At 64.6% G+C, this 18,098-nt stretch carries 16 protein-coding genes; 12 read left to right on the top strand and 4 right to left on the bottom strand.

Annotated features, from left to right (window positions below; all coding sequences use genetic code 11):
• The first annotated feature begins 39 nt into the window (after positions 1 to 39).
• On the top strand, positions 40 to 978 hold the full coding sequence (locus tag ACZ1JY_RS04335) for a metal-dependent hydrolase (protein ID WP_465130482.1): 939 nt from the start codon (positions 40 to 42) through the stop codon (positions 976 to 978).
• Here the strand turns inward: ACZ1JY_RS04335 and ACZ1JY_RS04330 are convergent.
• On the bottom strand, positions 975 to 1,715 hold the full coding sequence (locus tag ACZ1JY_RS04330) for a phosphatase PAP2 family protein (RefSeq protein WP_465130481.1): 741 nt from the start codon (positions 1,713 to 1,715) through the stop codon (positions 975 to 977). The genes ACZ1JY_RS04335 and ACZ1JY_RS04330 overlap by 4 nt on opposite strands.
• A 66-nt stretch (positions 1,716 to 1,781) precedes the next feature.
• On the opposite strand from ACZ1JY_RS04330, the gene ACZ1JY_RS04325 reads away from it, so the two are divergent.
• Together ACZ1JY_RS04325 and ACZ1JY_RS04320 are read left to right on the top strand one after the other, a co-directional pair.
• Complete coding sequence (locus ACZ1JY_RS04325; protein WP_465130480.1) at positions 1,782 to 3,179, top strand: cryptochrome/photolyase family protein; 1,398 nt, start codon at positions 1,782 to 1,784, stop codon at positions 3,177 to 3,179.
• A gap of 37 nt (positions 3,180 to 3,216) precedes the next feature.
• Positions 3,217 to 4,485 carry a class I SAM-dependent methyltransferase gene (locus tag ACZ1JY_RS04320; RefSeq protein WP_465130479.1) on the top strand — a complete coding sequence of 423 codons (1,269 nt, stop codon included), beginning with the start codon at positions 3,217 to 3,219 and terminating at the stop codon, positions 4,483 to 4,485.
• A 3-nt stretch (positions 4,486 to 4,488) separates the two neighbouring features.
• Here the strand turns inward: ACZ1JY_RS04320 and ACZ1JY_RS04315 are convergent, their stop codons facing one another.
• From ACZ1JY_RS04315 to purF, 3 genes are all read right to left on the bottom strand, one after another.
• The gene (locus ACZ1JY_RS04315) at positions 4,489 to 4,842 is read right to left on the bottom strand and encodes a PilZ domain-containing protein (protein ID WP_118074737.1); all 354 of its coding nucleotides are present in this window, start codon (positions 4,840 to 4,842) and stop codon (positions 4,489 to 4,491) included.
• Positions 4,843 to 4,933: 91 nt separating this feature from the next.
• Entirely contained in the window at positions 4,934 to 5,641 is a 708-nt protein-coding gene (locus ACZ1JY_RS04310; protein ID WP_465130478.1) for an SDR family NAD(P)-dependent oxidoreductase, read from the bottom strand.
• A gap of 1 nt (position 5,642) precedes the next feature.
• Positions 5,643 to 7,133 (bottom strand): amidophosphoribosyltransferase, encoded by a 1,491-nt coding sequence (gene purF, locus ACZ1JY_RS04305; RefSeq protein WP_118073655.1) that lies wholly within the window; start codon positions 7,131 to 7,133, stop codon positions 5,643 to 5,645.
• A gap of 348 nt (positions 7,134 to 7,481) precedes the next feature.
• Between purF and ACZ1JY_RS04300 the strand changes: the two genes are divergently transcribed.
• The 9 genes from ACZ1JY_RS04300 to ACZ1JY_RS04260 all read left to right on the top strand — a co-directional run bounded on the left by ACZ1JY_RS04300 (position 7,482) and on the right by ACZ1JY_RS04260 (position 17,254).
• Complete coding sequence (locus ACZ1JY_RS04300; RefSeq protein WP_465130477.1) at positions 7,482 to 8,417, top strand: MASE1 domain-containing protein; 936 nt, start codon at positions 7,482 to 7,484, stop codon at positions 8,415 to 8,417.
• Between the two features lie 112 nt (positions 8,418 to 8,529).
• Complete coding sequence (locus ACZ1JY_RS04295) at positions 8,530 to 9,771, top strand: lipoprotein-releasing ABC transporter permease subunit (protein ID WP_118074738.1); 1,242 nt, start codon at positions 8,530 to 8,532, stop codon at positions 9,769 to 9,771.
• On the top strand, positions 9,764 to 10,438 hold the full coding sequence (locus ACZ1JY_RS04290) for an ABC transporter ATP-binding protein (protein WP_465130476.1): 675 nt from the start codon (positions 9,764 to 9,766) through the stop codon (positions 10,436 to 10,438). The genes ACZ1JY_RS04295 and ACZ1JY_RS04290 overlap by 8 nt, the downstream gene beginning before the upstream one ends.
• A 53-nt stretch (positions 10,439 to 10,491) precedes the next feature.
• Entirely contained in the window at positions 10,492 to 10,755 is a 264-nt protein-coding gene (locus tag ACZ1JY_RS04285) for a hypothetical protein (protein ID WP_118073658.1), read from the top strand.
• 59 nt (positions 10,756 to 10,814) lie between these two features.
• On the top strand, positions 10,815 to 11,048 hold the full coding sequence (locus ACZ1JY_RS04280) for a hypothetical protein (RefSeq protein WP_465130475.1): 234 nt from the start codon (positions 10,815 to 10,817) through the stop codon (positions 11,046 to 11,048).
• Complete coding sequence (locus tag ACZ1JY_RS04275; protein ID WP_465130474.1) at positions 11,045 to 11,533, top strand: glutathione peroxidase; 489 nt, start codon at positions 11,045 to 11,047, stop codon at positions 11,531 to 11,533. The genes ACZ1JY_RS04280 and ACZ1JY_RS04275 overlap by 4 nt, the downstream gene beginning before the upstream one ends.
• A 75-nt stretch (positions 11,534 to 11,608) precedes the next feature.
• On the top strand, positions 11,609 to 15,199 hold the full coding sequence (gene dnaE, locus ACZ1JY_RS04270) for a DNA polymerase III subunit alpha (RefSeq protein ID WP_465130473.1): 3,591 nt from the start codon (positions 11,609 to 11,611) through the stop codon (positions 15,197 to 15,199).
• Positions 15,200 to 15,218: 19 nt separating this feature from the next.
• Entirely contained in the window at positions 15,219 to 16,838 is a 1,620-nt protein-coding gene (locus tag ACZ1JY_RS04265; protein WP_465130472.1) for a long-chain fatty acid--CoA ligase, read from the top strand.
• 2 nt (positions 16,839 to 16,840) lie between these two features.
• Positions 16,841 to 17,254, top strand: coding sequence for a DUF1330 domain-containing protein (locus tag ACZ1JY_RS04260; RefSeq protein ID WP_162896013.1), 414 nt, complete (start codon positions 16,841 to 16,843; stop codon positions 17,252 to 17,254).
• Positions 17,255 to 18,098: the final 844 nt, after the last annotated feature.

Genomic DNA, 18,098 nt, shown 5'->3' with positions numbered 1-18,098 from the left:
GGCGCGCGCTCTTGCGGCCTTTCTGTTTGAGGTCATCGATTGGACAACCTGACGCATAGCCTGGTCGGATGGGCGCTGGCGGAAACCGGGCTGAAGAATCGGACGCGCAAAGGGTTGGCGTCGCTGGTGCTGGCGGCGAACATGCCGGACATCGACGTGTTCTTCGGCTGGGCGCCGTGGGCGCCGCTCGCCATGCATCGCGGGTTCACGCATGGGCTGGTCGGCGGGGTGGTGTTGATGCCGCCACTGCTCGCAGGGCTGCTCTGGCTGTTGGACCGCTGGCAGGCTTCGCTCGGGAGGATTGCGCCCGACGCGCCGCCGTTGCGGTTCGGCTGGCTGGTGCTGCTCAGCTACCTTGGCGCGATCACGCATCCGCTGCTCGACCTGCAGAACGTCTATGCGATCCAGCTGCTCTCGCCGATGAGTGAGGAATGGTTCCACACCGACGGCCTGTTCATCGTCTCGCCGTGGCTGCTGGCGATGCTGGGCAGCGGCATCTGGCTGGCGCGGCGACGAGAGCGGGGAGGGCCTGCCTTGCTGGCGCTGGCTGCAACAGTCCTGTTCATCGGCGCGAACATCGGCATTTCCAAGCTGGCGCGGGATGCCTTGGTGATGAGCGAGCCCTATCCGCAGCCCGACCGCGTCTTTGCCTCGCCCGCGCCCTTGCGCTTCTGGAAGCGCGACATGATCTGGCGAGAGAACGGTGTGATCTCTTTCGGCCATTATGATCCGTTGCAGGGTGCACTGCGTGTGACCGGGCAGGGGGCAAGCGTGCCCGACAACATGGCATTACCGCTGGTCCAGCAGGCGGCCCGCGCCACGCCGGAGGCCGTGAAGTTCCTTGCCTGGTCCCAGATGCCGGTCGCAAGGGTCAAGACGCAGGGGTGTCAGGCCACGGTCACGTTTGCCGATGCCCGTTTCACGGGTCCGGCTATGGCGCGGAATTTCAACACGGTGGTCAACCTGCCTGCCTGTTAGGGGTGGGGCGTCAGCGTCTCCAGCACGTCGTCGGCCTGTTCTGCCACGGCCTTGGCGGGCTGGTGCAGCAGCGCCGAGGCGAGGAACGCCCAGCCCGCTCCGCCAAGCCACCCCGCTGCGACGTCGGTCGGAAAATGGACGCCGAGCCAGACGCGGCTGACGGCGATGGCGATGCTCAAGACCACGGCGCTGATGATCAGGGTCCAGCGCACCGAACGGCGCGGGCTCATGGCGGCAAAGGCCAGAGCGATGGCGATGTAGATCACCGCCGAGTTGAAGCTGTGGCCGCTGGGGAAGCTCTGCCCGCCAGCCTCGGTAAGGTGCGGCACGATCATCGGGCGGGGGCGGCCGACCGCTAGCTTGACCAGCGAGTTGACCAGCCATCCGCCCATGACAGTCGCGGTCAGCAGGACCGCCTCGCGCTTCAGACGCAGGAACAGCAGCGCGGCGAGCACGCCGATCAGGATGAGGTTGCGCAACATGACCCCACCAAGCGCCGTCAGATCGCGCACCGCCTCTAGCAGCCATTGCGGACCGGCGGGCACGAGGTCCGCACCGCGTCGCCAGAACAGCAGGCCAGCGCTGTCCATTGCCTCACCGCGTTCGGTCATGACCAGCAGGACGACCATCATGAACCCTGCCCAGCACGCCGCCGCCGCGATAAGGGCATGGCGGGGCGAAATCCGCCAGCTTCGCGCCCTTTGGGGCAGGTTTCGTTCGGGGGAGGGTTCGATCATCGGTTGCTAGGAACGAGACATGGGCAAACGTTGTTCCCGCACAACGGTTTGCCATGGGTTGCAAACGTGAAGGAAAGGGAACTGGTGCCATCCTCGACGCAGGCCGAGCCGTCAATCGTCTGGCTCAGGCGCGATCTTCGTCTGGCCGATCAGGCTGCGCTTCTGGCAGCCGCCGAGGCCGGGCCGGTTATCCCGGTATATGTGCTCGATGACGAGACGCCCAGGCACTGCCGCATGGGTGGTGCCTCGCGCTGGTGGCTGCATCACAGCCTTGGCAGCCTGGATGCCAGCTTACGCAAGCGGGGCTCGCGACTGATCCTGCGGCGAGGCAAGGTGCAAGAGGAACTGGCGGCTGTGCGCCGCGAAACCGGGGCGCGGGTCGTCCATGCGTTGCACCACTACGAGCCGTGGTGGCGCAATGCGGAGAAGGCCGTAGCCAAGGCCATGCAACTTGTCCTGCACGATGGGAACTACCTCGCCCCTGCTGGTGCAGTGAAGACAGGAAGCGGCGCGCCGTACAAGATTTTCACGCCGTTCTGGCACGCGCTGAAGGAGCGGATGCCGCCTGCTCATCCGACTGAAGCGCCGCAGAAGCTGGAGGCGCCGGAGCATTGGCCCACGAGCGACAAACTCGATGATTGGAAGCTGCTGCCAACCGCGCCGGATTGGGCAGGCGGGTTTCGCGAGGAATGGACCCCCGGGGAAGAGGGCGCGCGCAAACGTCTTGAAGTCTTCGCCGACCGCGCCGCACGCTACGACGAATGCCGCAATCTGCCTTCGATCGAAGGAACGTCACGCCTTTCCCCACACCTGCACTTTGGCGAGATATCCCCGGCGACGGTGTGGCAGCGGGTCGCCGACGCTGGCGGATCGGTCGACGTGTTCCTGAGCGAGCTTGGCTGGCGCGATTATGCGCAGAACGTGATCGTGCAGTTCCCGGAATATGGTTCGAAAAACGCGCGCGAAGCCTATGACCGGCTGAAGTGGCGTGACGATCCCGAGGGGCTGGCAGCATGGCAGCGGGGGCGCACCGGCTATCCCATCGTCGATGCCGGGATGCGCGAACTGTGGCGCACCGGGTGGATGCACAACCGCGTGCGCATGATCGCGGCGAGCTTTCTGGTGAAGCACCTGCTGATCGACTGGCGCGAAGGCGAGCGCTGGTTCTGGGACACGCTGGTCGATGCCGACTACGGTTCGAACGCGGTCAACTGGCAGTGGACCGCGGGCACCGGGGTAGATTCGAACATGTTCGTGCGGATCATGGCGCCGCTCACGCAATCGCCGAAGTTCGATGCAGCCGGTTACATCCGCAAGTGGGTGCCTGAACTGCGACATCTGTCCGATGCCGAAATCCACGACCCGACGTTCCCGCCGCAGGGCTATATCCGCAAGATCGTGCCGCATGCCGAAGCGCGGGCGCGGGCTTTGGCGGCACATGATGCAATGAAGGCGCATGGCTGACCTTGCGCGTTACGCTGCGGAGCCGCATATCCCGCCCATGACTGCACAGACGCCATCGAGGGGACGACATCTGGTGGCTGGGGGCTGGAACATGTCTGCCGTCGGCCGCTGGTTCGCACACCTGTTTGCCGGACCGTTCGAGCGCGTTGTCGAAAGGATCGACCGCGGTCTGGTTCTTGGCACGATCCACGCTACCTTGCCGGATGGCAGCCAGCGAACTGTCGGCGGGCGGGGCGAGGGGCCGGTGGCCCGCATCAACCTCCACAGCTGGAATGCGCTTGTGCGGCTGGCCACGGCAGGCTCGATCGGCTGGTATGAAGCTTGGGTCGAAGGCGAATGGGACAGCCCCGATCCGGTGCCGATCTTCGATCTGTTCATGCGCAACGCGGCGACTCTTGGCGACGTCGGCCGCGCCAAAGGCCCGTGGCGGCTGGCGGGCAGGGCGCTCAATTTTCTGCGCAAGAATTCGCGAGCGCAGGCACGGCGGAACATCGCCGCGCACTACGATCTCGGCAACGATTTCTACCGCCAGTGGCTCGACGCGACGATGAGTTATTCCAGCGCCTTGTGGGACGGCATTTCAGCTGACGCACCGCTGGCCGAGGCGCAGGCGAACAAGGTTGACCGGCTGGGCGCCAGGCTGGCGCTAAAACCCGGCAGCGAAGTGCTCGAGATCGGTTGCGGCTGGGGTTTTCTCGCGAGGCGGCTGGCCGAGACGACCGGAGCGCGGGTGACCGGCATCAGCCTTTCCGACGAACAGCTGGAATGGGCGCGCGATGCCTTGGCGTCGTCGGGGCTGGGCGGGATCGAGTACCGCCACCAAGATTATCGCGATGTCGATGGCACGTTCGACGCGATCGCCAGCGTCGAGATGGTCGAGGCGGTGGGGCGTGAATACTGGCCGTCCTACTTCGATTGCCTTGCCCGCTGCCTGAAGCCCGGCGGGCGGGCGGCGCTGCAGTACATCACCATCCGTGACGACCTGTTCGATGCCTATGCCGCCAGTGCAGACTTCATCCAGGCCTATGTCTTCCCCGGCGGCCTGCTGATCAGTGAGCGCGAGTTCGCGCGACTGGCGCAGGAACGCGGGCTGACGTGGCAGGATCGCGAGGACTTCGGGCTCGACTACGCGCGCACATTAAAGCTGTGGCGCGAGGCACTAGACCTCGCTGTGGTCGATGGAAGGTTGCCTGCCGGGTTCGACGAGCGTTTCGTCAACCTCTGGCGATATTACCTCATGTATTGCGAAGGCGGGTTCCGCGGCGGCGGGATCAACGTCAGCCAGGTGACGCTGGTAAAGCGATAAGCGTCAGGGGCGGCGGAACACGCCGTCACCGCGATAGCGGGCGAGGATGTTGTCGTGGACGATGGGGCTGAGCAGGTTGGCAAAGGCGCAGCCGACGCGGCCGGAATCCCACCACACAACCTCGGCCTGCAGCGCTTCCATGCCGGGCAGGGTCAGCCAGCAGCGATTGCCGGTGTGCATGCGTTGGAGCGCATTGGCGCAGAAACCGCCGAGCGATAGATCGAGCACGACGGTCTGGAAGCCCTTGCCGCCGGACGGCCTGAGCGTTGCCGGAATATTGACACGTTGGCGGGGCGCGCTGCGATCCTCGAGCGCGGCCTGCCCATAGATGTTTGTATTCCAATCCGTCGTCGTCATGCCGGGCGACCTCGACCCATTGCGTTTGCGGCCTGCCGACGGGTCGGCAAACCTTTGCAAAGAATCGCGCGGCTACGTTAATTAGGCGCTATCAGTCCTGGTTAACGCGGATGCGGTGCGGACTGGCAAATTGTTCACCAAGAAGCGTAACGATGCGTTCAGCAACGACTTCCGGAGCCTTGACCGTCTGCGGGTCTTCGCCGGGGTAGGCGCGGGCGCGCATCTTGGTGCGGGTTGCGCCCGGATCGACCACGGCAACCCGGATCGAGGCGGTGTTGCGCACTTCCTGCCCATAGCAGTTGAGCAGGTTATCGAACGCTGCCTTGGTAGCACCGTAGGCACCCCAGTAGGCACGCGGGGTGGCGCCGACGCTGCTCGTCACGCCGATGACGCGGGCGTCCTGGCTCTTGCGCAGCATGCCGTCGAAGCCGGCGAGAAGCGCCTGCGTTGCCAGCACGTTGAGCGTCAGTGCCTGGTTGAACTCGCGCGCATCGATCTGCCAGACCGGGGTAAGCGTCGGCAGGACGGCAGCGTTGATCACCAGGATGTCGAGCGCCTTCCAGCGGCCAGAGATCGCCGTGGCAAGACGGGCGATGCTGTCAGCTTCGGAGAGATCGACCGGAGCAATCGTGGCGCTGCCACCTGCTTCGAAGATTTCCTCTTCGATCTTTTCGAGGTCCTTGGCATTGCGCGCCACCAGAACGACGTGCGCTCCGGCAGCGGCAAGTGCCTTGGCCGTGGCCGCGCCAATGCCGCGGCTGGCGCCGGTGACCAGCGCGACCTGACCCGCAAGGCTCATCTTACGCGACCTTTCCGACCGGCAGCGAAAGCTGGTCGGGGCTGTCACGATCGGCAAGATCGGTCAGCCGCGTGGGATATTCGCCGGTGAAGCAGGCGTCGCAATACTGCGGGCACGACTTCTTGCGCTCGGCCTCGCCCACGGCGCGGTAAAGGCCGTCGATCGAGACGAAAGCGAGGCTGTCGGCGTGGATGAACTCGGCCATGGCGGCGACGTCCATGCGCGCGGCGAGCAGCTTTGAGCGTTCGGGCGTGTCGACGCCGTAGAAGCACGAATGCTCGGTCGGCGGGCTGGCAATGCGCATGTGGACTTCGGCAGCGCCGGCATCACGCATCATCTGCACGATCTTGAGGCTGGTGGTGCCGCGCACGATCGAATCGTCGATCAGCACGATGCGCTTGCCGGCGACGAGCGCGCGGTTGGCGTTGTGCTTGCGCTTCACGTCAGCGTTGCGCGCGCCGTCCGAGGGCTGGATGAAGGTGCGGCCGACGTAGTGCGAGCGGATGATGCCCAGTTCGAACGGAATGCCGGACTGCTGGGCGTAACCGAGCGCGGCAGGAACGCCGCTGTCTGGCACCGGGATGACGAGGTCGGCGTCGGCCGGGCTTTCCATCGCCAGCTGCGCGCCGATGGCCTTGCGCACCTGATAGACCGAGCTGCCACCCATGACCGAGTCCGGGCGGCTGAAATAGACGTGCTCGAAGATGCAGGGGCGGGCGTTGGGCGTGCCGAAGGGGCGGTGGGTGCTGAGATTGCCGTCCAGATCGACCTGGATCAGTTCACCCGGCTCCACTTCGCGCACGAAGTCGGCGCCGACGACGTCGAGCGCGACGGTTTCGCTGGCGAAGACCACCGCGTCACCGAGCTTGCCCATCACGAGCGGGCGGATGCCAAGCGGATCGCGGCAGGCGATCATGCCCTGCGGGGTCATGCAGATCAGCGAATAGGCGCCCTCGATCAGGCGCAGCGCATCGACGAAGCGATCGAGCAGAGTGGGGTAGCGGCTCGTCGCGACGAGGTGGATGATCACCTCGGTATCCGACGTCGACTGGAAGATCGCGCCCTTGCGGACGAGATCGCGCTTGAGGAACATCGCGTTGGAAATGTTGCCGTTGTGCGCGATCGAGAAGCCGCCGGAGGCAAGATCGGCAAAGAGCGGCTGCACGTTGCGCAGGCCCGCGCCGCCGGTGGTCGAATAGCGGACGTGGCCCGAGGCCATCATGCCCGGCAGTTCGGCGATGGCCGATCCGGTCGAGAAGTTTGCCGCGACGTGGCCGATGCCCTTGCGCGAATAGAACTCCCGCCCGTCGAAGCTGGTGATGCCGACAGCTTCCTGCCCGCGGTGCTGCAGGGCATGGAGGCCGAGCGCGACTGTCGCCGCCGCGTCACGAACGCCGAGTACGCCGAAGATGCCGCACTCCTCGCGCAGCTTGTCGTCATCGGCGCCGACGTCCCACGGCGTTGCATCGAGAAATTCGTGATCTGTGGTCATGGGTCCCATGGACTCGCGTGGGCGCGTGTGCGCCGGCCGGTTTCTGGCGCCCAAATGGCGACGTTTGCGTGCCTTGGCAAGGGCAAGGTTCGTAATGCATCGTCGCAGGTCGTTCCGAGCCCGGGGAACCGCGAGTCTTCTGGCGCGTAGTTGGGGCCACGGACAGGCGGAGCATGGAGTTGCAGGTGAGGTTGATCGGTATCGCGCTGTTGGCTCTGGTCGCGCTTTTCGTGATCGGGGGGACGACTTCCTACCTGCTGAACGTGGTCCTTCACTGATCTGCGCAAGTCATGATCGAGCGTGTCCCGGCTTGCGAAAAATTAACCCGTTCAGTGTCATGTATGGGTAATGCGCCTTGCCCGCACCTTTGCCGATCCGGTCTGCACCGCCTTCGCATATTTTGCGCTGGCCTATGGGGCAGTGGCGTTCGGGCGGTTTACCGGTGGCGTTGCGATGGTCTGGATCGCCACAGCGCTCCTCTCCGGGCGGCTGGTGCATCTTCCGTTCCGTCTCTGGTCGAAGTGGGTCATCCCGTGCTGGTTCGCGAGTGCCATCGCAACCGGGTACTTCGGGTTTGGTTGGGTCCTGGCGGTGCCACTGGCGTTCATCAACATGGCCGAGGCCATTGCGGTCGCGTTCGTCTGGCGACGGATCACCGACGCCTTCTGGCCGCACGACATCCTCGAATGGGTAGCCTCGTTCTATCTCGGCATCGGGCTGACGGTTCCTTTGGTGACCGGGGGGATCGCATCGTTCCTGGCCTGGTTCGCCTTTGGCCAGCCGCCGGTCGAGAATTTCACGCGCTGGATCATCGGCCACGCCTTGGGACTGGTCGCGTGCCTGCCTGTGTTCCACTATGTCTACCATCGTTTGGCACGTGGACGGAGCTTCCTGCCGCCAGCGCGCCAACTGCCTTTGGCCGCGCTCGTGTTCGGGTCATTCATGGGCCTGACCGCGCTGGTCTTCCTGCTCGACATGCGCGCGCTGCTGGTGTTCCCGCTGGTATTCCTGATGGTTGCCTCAGCGCTGGTGCCTGCCGCGATCACCACCCTGATGCCACTGTTGCTGATCGTCATCGGCGGCGCGATGACGATCCTGGGGCACGGCCCGATTGCCGGGATGGACGTCGAATTCGGCGATCGCATCCAGTTCTTCCAGCTCTACGTCGGCGTGAGCGTTCTGGCGGCCCTCCCGCTCTCGTGCGAGCGCCATCGCCGGATCATCGAGATGCAGGAGATGCAGACGCGGATCGCCGAACTGGAACGGACCAGAGGCGTGTTCTGAAAGGCGCCTGGGCATACCGATTGCCGAAGACATTGCCGTTTGCCGCGCTCCAGCCTACATCCGCAACCGTCTCCGGCATTCCGGCGGCCTATTCCTGTCTGAGGACTTCTGCTTGATCCTGTCGCCATTCGAATGGACCATCGCCAAGCGCTACATGCTGCCGGGGCGGGGTGAGGCTTTCATCGCGCTTGTTGCCGGCATCAGCCTCGTCGCGGTGATGCTCGGCGTGGCCGCGCTGGTCATCGTGATGAGCGTGATGAACGGCTTCCGCGCCGAATTGCTCGACAAGATCGTGGGGCTGAACGGCCATGCGATCATCCAGGCCTATGGAGGGCGGCTCGATGACTGGCAGGACATCCTCAAGAAGGTCGAGGCAACGCCCGGCGTGACGCACGCCTCGCCGCTGATCGAGCAGCCGCTGCTGGCCAGCTTCAACGGCCGGGTCGAGGCCATCCTCGTTCGCGGCAACACTGCGGGTGACATCAAGCGGCTGGAGGACAAGCGCGTCGACGGGGTGATCGCCTCGCTGCGGCCAGGTTCGGGCAATGTCGCAATCGGCTCGCGCCTTGCCCAGAACCTCGGTGCGCGAGTGGGCGACAGCATCACGATCATCAATCCGCAAGGGCGCTCGACGCCGTTTGGGACGGTCCCGCGCGAGATCGCCTACACCGTATCCGCCATCTTCGAAGTGGGCATCTACGATTACGATAATGCCTATGTCGTCATGCCCATCGCCGATGCGCAGACCCTGCTGTTGACCGGCGATTCCATCGGCATGATCGAGGTGACGACGACCAACGCGGACACCGTGTCCCAGACCCTGGCTCCCGTTGCCAAGAGCCTCGATGGCATTGCCGTCGTCACCGACTGGAAGACGATCAACGCCAGCCTGTTCGAGGCGCTGGCGGTGGAGCGCGTGGCGATGTTCATCGTGCTGTCGATCATCGTGCTCGTGGCGGTGTTCAACATCCTCTCGTCGCTGATCATGCTGGTGCGCGCCAAGACGCGCGACATCGCGATCCTGCGGACGATGGGCGCGACGCGGAAGAGCCTGCTCAAGATCTTCGTGACGATCGGCTTCGTGATCGGCGCGCTGGGCACCGTTTCCGGACTTCTGCTGGGCTTCGTGTTCCTGTTCTTCCGCCAGCCGATCGTGAATGCGATCCAGTGGCTTACGGGTCAGAACCTGTGGGACCCGTCGATCCGCTTTCTGACGGAACTGCCCAGCCGGTCAGACCCGGTCGAGATCGCCACGATCTCTTTGATGGCGCTGCTGTTCTCGTTCCTTGCCACGCTTTATCCCGCGCTGAAGGCTGCCAGCACGGACCCGGTTCAGGTGCTGCGTTATGAGTGATCCAGTCGTCAGATTGAAGGACCTGCGCCGTTCGTTCAGCCAAGGCGGGGTGACCATCGACGTCCTGCGGGGGGTGAACCTCGAGATCCGCCCCGGCGAGATCGTCGCGCTGCTGGGGCCTTCTGGCTCGGGCAAGTCGACCATGCTGCAGGCCATCGGTCTGCTCGAAGGTGGGTTTTCCGGGCTGATCGAGATTGCGGGCACCAATGCCTCGCAGCTTTCAGGCGATGACCGCACGGCGCTGCGCCGCGATCACCTTGGCTTCGTCTACCAGTTCCACCACTTGCTGCCCGATTTCAACGCCACCGAGAACGTGGTCCTGCCGCAGATGGTGGCGGGCAGGACCCGGGCCGAGGCCGAAGCGCGCGCAACCGAACTGCTCACGGCCTTGGGTCTTGCCAAGCGTCTCGATCACCGGCCCAGCCAGCTTTCGGGCGGCGAGCAGCAGCGCGTGGCGGTGGCGCGTGCGCTGGCCAACCGGCCCGAACTGGTGCTGGCCGACGAACCGACCGGCAACCTTGACGAGGCTACCGCCGATCGCGTGCTGGAGGAGTTCCTCAAGCTGGTGCGGGGCGAGGGCAGCGCAGCGCTGATCGCCACGCACAACGAGCGTCTCGCCATGCGCATGGACAGGGTGGTGCGCCTGCACGAAGGCGTGCTCGAATAGGGATACAACGTCTCCTTCGCGCGTTTTTGGCGTGAAGAAGGAGATCGTATCTCATGAACACCACGATCCGCGCCGAAGCCGCAGATGCGGCTGCATTCTGGAATGACCACGCCGTTGTCCTGCGCCGGGAGGCCGCCGATGGCGTGTTCCACGGCTTTGCCTCGCTGCACGCCGGCACCTTTGCCGACATGGTGCGCATGGTCGCGCGCATGTCCGAAAGCGAGCGGGTGAACCTGGTTATCGAGAAATCCGGCGACCGCCAGTATTCGCCTGCCGAGATTCAGGCTTTGGCCCACCGCATCGACTTTCCCGCCTGATTTGCCGTTGATCCGCTCCCCTTGTCGTGCGAACCATTTGCACGACAAGGGGAGAATACATGTCCAGTCTTGATTGGAATGCCGAAGCCACGCTGCATGAACGCAATGATGCCGGCTCGGAAATGCAGTACAATTTCAGCGTCCTCAAGAAGGCGCCCTTGCGCGAACTGGTAGCGGAAGTGGCCGCGATGGATGCTTCGCAGCGCGCCCGGCTGGTAATTGACGTTGCTGGCGGCAAATCGCTCAACGTCGGCGAGATTCTTGAGCTGGCGGCAAGGGAGGGACTGGCATGAGCGGACCAGCGACCATCGCCGACTTCAAGGCGAAGAAGCCCAACGGTGAGATGATCGACCTGGCCGACAAGCTCGGCAAGGTCCTGCTGGTGGTCAACACCGCCTCCAAGTGCGGCTTCACCCCGCAGTACGATGGCCTCGAGAAGCTGTGGAAGGACTATGGCGACCAGGGCTTCGAGGTGCTGGCCTTTCCCTGCAACCAGTTCGGCGGGCAGGAGCCGGGCACGGCGGACGAGATCGAGAGCTTCTGCAAGGTCAACTTCGGCCTCAGCTTCCCGCTCATGGCCAAGATCGAGGTCAATGGCGACAACGCTGATCCGCTATATGACTGGCTGAAAAAGGAAGCGCCCGGCATCCTTGGCAGCAAGGCAATCAAGTGGAACTTCACCAAGTTCCTGATCGGCCGCGATGGCAAGGTCGTGCGCCGCTATGCGCCGACAGACAAGCCGGAGAGCATTGCCAAGGATATCGCAAAGCTGCTCTGAGACCGGCATTCGGTTCGGGGGAAAAAGCAGGCCGCGCCTCTCGCAAGAGCGCGGCCTTTTTCCTACCTTGAGCGCATGCCCCACGCCCCCTTCGTTCCCTTGCGCATCTTCTCGTCCTACACGATGCTCGACGGGGCGATCGATCCCAAGGCTATTGCCAAGACGGCGGCGGAGCGGGGGTTTCCGGCGGCGGCGATTACCGATCGCAACGGGCTTTATGGCAGCGTCGCCTATGCCAAGGCGTGCAAGGACATGGGGGTGCAGCCGGTCATCGGCACGATGCTCGCCGTGGCGCGGCCCGAGCGCGATGGCGCGGCGACGGGTTTCGGACCCGCCGCGCCGACGGTCGACTGGCTGGCGCTTTATGCGCAGGATGCCAAGGGCTATGACAACCTCTGCCATCTCGTCAGCCGCGCGCACCTTGACCGGCCGCTGGAGTTCGAGGCGCATGTTGTGCTGGCGGACCTTGTCGGCCATACCGACAGCCTGATCTGCCTGACCGCAGCGGGAGAGGGTGCACTGGCGCGACTGCTGGCAGGACAGCAGCAGAGCGCCGCCGAGGCCTATCTCGACCGCTTGCAGGAGCTGTTCCCCGAGCGGCTCTACATCGAGATTGCACGGCGGAACGAGCCTGTCGAAGAAGCCTCCGAGGAGGCGCTGATCGATCTGGCCTATGCGCGCAACCTGCCGCTGGTGGCGACCAATCCCGCCTGCTTTGCCGAGCGCGGGTTCTATGACGCGCACGATGCCATGCTGTGCATCGCCAGTTCCACCCACGTCGACAGCGCCGACCGCCCGCGTTCGAGCAAGGAATGGTGGATCAAGCCCGCGCCGGTGATGGAGGAGCTGTTCAAGGACCTGCCGGAGGCCTTGGCGAACACTCTCGTCGTGGCGCAACGCTGCGCGGTGATGCCGCCCAAGCGCAAGCCGATCCTGCCCAGCCTTGCCGGCGACCAGGAAGGCGAGGCGCGGATGTGCGCGCAGGACAGCCGCAAGGGCCTCGTCCTGCGGTTGCAGCCGTATTATCCCGAAGCCGCACATACCGAACTGGAGCGCGTGCTGTGCCTTGGCCCCGATGCCGAGCCTGATGCCGCTGACTATCCGCAGCTCAATGTTGCCGGGGTGTGGGAGGAAGTGCTCGACTACCGCAAGCGGCTCGAGTTCGAGATCGCGATCATCAACCGCATGGGTTTTGGCGGCTACTTCCTGATCGTGGCCGACTTCATCAAGTGGGCCAAGGAGAACGACATTCCGGTGGGGCCGGGGCGCGGCTCGGGCGCAGGCTCGCTGGTCGCCTGGGCGCTGACGATTACCGACCTCGATCCGATCAAGCTGGGCCTGCTGTTCGAACGCTTCCTCAACCCGGAACGCGTCTCGATGCCGGACTTCGATATCGACTTCTGCGAAACCCGGCGTGGCGAGGTGATCCGCTATGTCCAGCGCAAGTACGGGCTGGACCACGTGGCGCAGATCATCACCTTCGGCAAATTGAAGGCCCGCGCGGTGCTGCGCGATACCGGGCGCATCCTGCAGATGAGCTATGGCCAGACCGACCGGCTGTGCAAGATGGTGCCCAACCATCCGACCGATCCGTGGCCGCTGCCGCGCGCCCTGAACGGAGTGGTCGAACTCAAGCGCGAGTACGATCGCGATCCCGAGGTCAAGCGCCTGATCGACCTTGCCATGCAGCTCGAAGGCCTGCCGCGCAACAGCTCGACCCACGCGGCGGGCGTGGTGATCGGTGACCGTCCGCTGGCGCAACTGGTGCCGCTCTACCGCGATCCGCGCTCGGACATGCCGGTCACGCAGTTCGACATGAAGCATGTCGAGGATGCGGGCCTGGTCAAGTTCGACTTCCTTGGCCTCAAGACGCTGTCGGTGCTGCGCAAGGCGGTGGACCTGATGGCCAAGCGCGGCATCAGCATCGATCTTTCGGCCCTCGCCTGGGATGACGAGCAGACCTACAAGCTGCTGCAATCGGGCGATACCGTCGGCGTGTTCCAGCTGGAATCCGAAGGCATGCGGCGCACGCTTGCGGCGGTGAAGCCCACAAACTTCGGCGACATCATCGCGCTCGTCTCGCTCTACCGCCCCGGCCCGATGGACAACATCCCGCTGTTCGGGCGGCGCAAGAACGGCCTCGAAAGCATCGAGTATCCGCACGAGAAGCTCGCGGGCATTCTGGCCGAGACTTACGGCATCTTCGTCTATCAGGAACAGGTCATGCAGGCCGCGCAGATCCTGGCGGGCTACTCGCTGGGCGACGCTGACCTTCTGCGCCGCGCGATGGGCAAGAAGGTTCAGGCCGAGATGGACGCGCAGCGCCAGCGCTTCGTCGATGGCTGCAAGACCGTCTCCGACATTCCGGCGGCCAAGGCCAACGAGCTGTTCGACTTGATCGACAAGTTTGCGGGCTATGGTTTCAACAAGTCTCACGCGGCGGCCTACGCGCTGCTGGCGTACCAGACGGCGTGGCTGAAGACGCACTATCCGCATGAGTTCTATGCCGCCTCGATGTGCTTCGACATGCACCAGTCGGAAAAGCTCTCGGTCTTCGTTGACGACATGCGCCGCAACGGGGTGGCGCTGGCAGGTCCCGACATCAACCATTCCGAGGCCGAATTCACCGTCGAGCGGACGCAGGACGGGTTTGCCGTGCGCTATGCGCTGGCGGGTCTCAGGAACGTCGGCGAAAAGGCGATGGAGCAGATCGTCGAAGAGCGCGTGGCCAACGGGCCTTATGCCTCGCTCGACGACCTGTTCCGGCGCATTCCGGCAGGATCGATGAACCGGCGGCAGCTGGAGGCGCTGGCGGCAGGCGGGGCGCTCGATTGCCTCGAACCGAACCGCGCGCAAGTGATCGCCAATGCCGAATTGCTGATGGCGGTGGCGGACGAGGCGGCACGCTCGCGCACGTCGGGGCAGGGCGGTCTGTTCGGCGGGGATGACCACGCCACGCCCGCCACGCGCCTTGCCGAGACGAAGCCGTGGAGCCGGGCCGACCAGATGGCGGCGGAGCGGGAAAACTTCGGGTTCTACTTCGCCGCGCACCCGGTGGAGGAATATCGCGCGGTCGCCTCGGCCAATGGGGCGCGTTCCTATGGCAGCCTGATGACCAGCAGCGGCGAGCCGGGCGGGCGTTCCGGCGCGGTGATGGCGGCGCTGGTGGAGAACGTGCAGAAGCGCAAGACGAAGAAGGGCAAGGACTTCGTCATGGCCGACTTCTCCGACAGCTCGGGGCTGTTCTCGGCCTCGTGCTTCGAGGAATCGCTGGTCGAAGCATTCCAGCAATGGGCGAAGGAAGGGACTTGCGTCCTGCTGAATGTCGAACTGGATCGGCCCAATCCGGACGAACCGCCGCGCGTGACGGTGCGCGGGGCGCGCCCGCTGGCTTCGGTGACGAGTTCGTCGCGGATGTTGCTCAAGCTGGAAGTGAGCAGGCCCGAGGCCGTTACCGAGCTGGCGCTGCTGCTGCCGCGCGGGTCCGGCGGTACGGGCGAAGTGCTCGCGCGCCTGCGCACCGGCGGGCCGAAGGAGCCGCTCGTGCGCCTTGGCAATGATTTTAAACTGGACAGCGACTTAATCGAGCGATTGATTCCGATAGAAGGACTCGCCAATGTCGCCCTGACCGCAAGACCGGAAAGGCATCTGCGGCTGGTCGAATAAGAACCGGATGGAGAGAGACATGACTCAGCAGCTTGGCGCAATGCAGGACTGGAAGCTGCGGGTCACACATCTGATCGATCATGCCGCGCGCGAGCATGCGACCCGCGAGATCGTCAGCCGCTGGGCCGATGGCAGCGAGACGCGGACCAACTGGGCCGGCATCCGTCACGATGCCCTGCGCATGACCCAGGCCTTGCGCAAGTTGGGCGTGCAGCCGGGCGACCGCATCGCGACGCTGGCGATGAACCACCATCGGCATCTGGTTTCGTGGTACGGCGCGGTCGGCGTTGGCGGCATCCTCCACACCCTCAACCCCCGGCTGTTCGATGACCAGCTCGAATATATCGTCAATCACGCCGAAGACCGGGTGATGCTGTTCGACCGGCAGTGGGCGCCGATTGTCGAGCGGATGAAGCCGCGCTGGCCGACGGTCGAGCACTACATCTGCTTCGACAGCAGCGAACCGGCACTGCACTTCGAGGAATGGATTTCGGGCGAGGACGGCAATGCCGAATGGCACGACGGTGACGAGCGCGATCCCTGTATGCTCTGCTACACCAGCGGCACCACCGGCAATCCCAAGGGCGTTCTCTACGAGCACCGCTCCACGATGCTCCATGCCCTAAGCGCGATCAGTCCGCCGGTGTTCGGGATGGACTGTCGTTCGGTCATGCTGCCGATCGTGCCGATGTTCCACGCGGCGAGCTGGGGTTTGCCGTGGGCGGGTGCGGCGGCGGGGGCGAAGTTCGTCTATTCGGCGGTGAACGATGGCGCGGTGCTGTGCGAGCTGATGAACCGCGAGAAGGTGACCTGCTCGGCCGGCGTGCCGACGGTGTGGCTGGCGCTGCTCCAACATGTCGACACCCACAACGGCGGCGAAATCCCGCCGAGCCTGCAGACCATCGTCACCGGCGGTTCGGCGATGCCGCGCGCGATGATCGAGCGGTTCATGCGTGCTGGGCGCCGGGTGGCTCATGCCTGGGGGATGACCGAGACTTCGCCGATTGGAACGACGGGGGCCGAGACCTGGAACTGGGACGAACTTTCGTTCGACGAGCAGGTCACGGTGAAGGCGATGCAGGGGCGGCCGCCGTTCGGGGTGGAAATCCGCTGCGTCGATCTGGACGATCCCGAGAAGGTGCTGCCGCGCGATGGCACGACGGCAGGGGCGCTGCAGGTTCGCGGTCCGTGGATCGTGAAGCGCTATTTCAAGGCCGAAGCCGACGCGGTCGTCGCCGGGCAGTGGTTCGACACTGGCGATGTCGGCGTGATCCATGCCGATGGCACGTTGCAGCTGACTGACCGGACCAAGGACGTGATCAAGTCGGGCGGCGAATGGATCAGCTCGGTCGAACTGGAGAACGCGGCGATCGGTTATCCGGCGGTGGCCGAGGCGGCGGCGATCGGCGTCTATCATCCCAAGTGGGATGAGCGGCCCTTGCTGGTGGTGGTCAAGAAGCCGGGCATGGAGTGCAATCAGGAGGAAATCCGCAGCTTCCTGAGTGGAGTCGTGGCGAAGTGGTGGGTGCCCGATGCGGTGGTGTTCGTGGACGAGATCCCGCATACCGGCACCGGCAAGATCAGCAAGAAGGACCTGCGTGAGCAGTTCAGGGACTTCGCCTGGGACAAGGTGGCTTGAGCGTGGCCGAGACCTATATCGATCCGAGCCGGGAGAACTTCGAGGTCTTCAAGTCCCTGCCGCGCGATACCCCGCTGCACATGCTCAACCTGATCAAGTATCGCGATCTGGCCGAGTATCCGGAAGGGCATCCGAACCACGGCAAGGGCCTGACCGGGCGCGAGGCTTACGCGATCTACAAGCAGGCGTTTCAGGCGCTGGTCAAGGATTCAGGCGCAGCGATGGTCTGGCATGCGCCGATGGAATGCGTCGTTACCGGTCCGCAGGGCGAATGGGACGAGGCTTTCGTGATGGGCTACCCCGACGCCGGGGCGTTCTTCGCGATGGTGAAGGACGAGGTCTATGCGCGCGATGCTCTGCCGCATCGCACCGCGGCGGTGGCCGATAGCCGGTTGATCCGGTTTCGGGGAGCTTAGTTTTTCGCTGGCCCAGCGTTTTCCTGTTTCACGCAGAGACGCGGAGAAGAAAGGGGAGACGCGGAGGAGAGAAGAGAGTTTGAGGCGGCTGCGCCGCAGGCGCCTTCCCAAAGACTCTGCGTCTCGCTTTCTTCCTCTGCGTCTCTGCGTGAACCATTCCACGCTCGATGCAAAAAAGCATCCGCTGGCGAGTGCGGACGGTAACGCCGAGGGGAAGCTGACAGATCGCGCGACCGGTGCGGTGCCGTTGTGGCACGCAAGGGATGGGGCGCGGGACCGGTTGCGAGTGGCCGGGGGGCGGTTCCGGACCCCTGATCGGCTCAGCCTGATGGTCGGACATAGGTGACGGGACGAAGCGTTGGCAGCGGCTCGCGGGCTGCCTTGGCTTCTGGCAAGCGGCTGCGTGAAAAGAACCTGTCGTTTGTGCTGACTTTGTCGCACAATCATGGCGGGTTCCGCATCCGCAGCGTCGCTCAGGGTTCGGCGCCGTGCTATCAGCCCTGGGGTGTCCTGTCTGTCCTTTGGTAACGACAGGGATTGCCCGGTGGGTCTTGGGCTTTACGCCCCTCGTTGAACCCGCGCGCACCTGCCGCACCGATCGCGCCGGAAGCCTTTGCCACAGCATCGGCGTCCGAAGGGAGAGGAGCGGGTTGGCCTTGTGCCCTCTCCTGACCTGTGGGCGGGGCTTATAACCTATATGGTTCGTTTTGTCAAGAGTTGTCCGCAGCCCTTCCTCGTCATCCCGGGCTTGACCCGGGATCCCGCTTTCTTGTTGCGAGGGGGTGCAGAAGAATAGCGGGACCCCGGGTCAAGCCCGGGGTGACGAGGATTTTTCAAGGTGAGG

Source organism: Novosphingobium sp. BL-A-41-Hi4B-X5A (assembly GCF_055521705.1).
The sequence above is the reverse complement of the archived record's forward strand: the minus strand, read 5'-3'. Positions and strand labels throughout refer to the sequence as shown.

Excerpts from the sequence above, each read along its gene's own strand:
- ACZ1JY_RS04320 (WP_465130479.1), top strand. The coding sequence starts at position 3,217 with ATGACTGCACAGACGCCATCGAGGGGACGACATCTGGTGGCTGGGGGC.
- ACZ1JY_RS04265 (WP_465130472.1), top strand. The coding sequence starts at position 15,219 with ATGACTCAGCAGCTTGGCGCAATGCAGGACTGGAAGCTGCGGGTCACA.
- dnaE (WP_465130473.1), top strand. The coding sequence starts at position 11,609 with ATGCCCCACGCCCCCTTCGTTCCCTTGCGCATCTTCTCGTCCTACACG.
- ACZ1JY_RS04275 (WP_465130474.1), top strand. The coding sequence starts at position 11,045 with ATGAGCGGACCAGCGACCATCGCCGACTTCAAGGCGAAGAAGCCCAAC.
- ACZ1JY_RS04280 (WP_465130475.1), top strand. The coding sequence starts at position 10,815 with ATGTCCAGTCTTGATTGGAATGCCGAAGCCACGCTGCATGAACGCAAT.
- purF (WP_118073655.1), bottom strand. The coding sequence starts at position 7,133 with ATGACCACAGATCACGAATTTCTCGATGCAACGCCGTGGGACGTCGGC.
- ACZ1JY_RS04330 (WP_465130481.1), bottom strand. The coding sequence starts at position 1,715 with ATGATCGAACCCTCCCCCGAACGAAACCTGCCCCAAAGGGCGCGAAGC.
- ACZ1JY_RS04315 (WP_118074737.1), bottom strand. The coding sequence starts at position 4,842 with ATGACGACGACGGATTGGAATACAAACATCTATGGGCAGGCCGCGCTC.
- ACZ1JY_RS04310 (WP_465130478.1), bottom strand. The coding sequence starts at position 5,641 with ATGAGCCTTGCGGGTCAGGTCGCGCTGGTCACCGGCGCCAGCCGCGGC.
- ACZ1JY_RS04300 (WP_465130477.1), top strand. The coding sequence starts at position 7,482 with ATGCGCCTTGCCCGCACCTTTGCCGATCCGGTCTGCACCGCCTTCGCA.
- ACZ1JY_RS04285 (WP_118073658.1), top strand. The coding sequence starts at position 10,492 with ATGAACACCACGATCCGCGCCGAAGCCGCAGATGCGGCTGCATTCTGG.
- ACZ1JY_RS04290 (WP_465130476.1), top strand. The coding sequence starts at position 9,764 with ATGAGTGATCCAGTCGTCAGATTGAAGGACCTGCGCCGTTCGTTCAGC.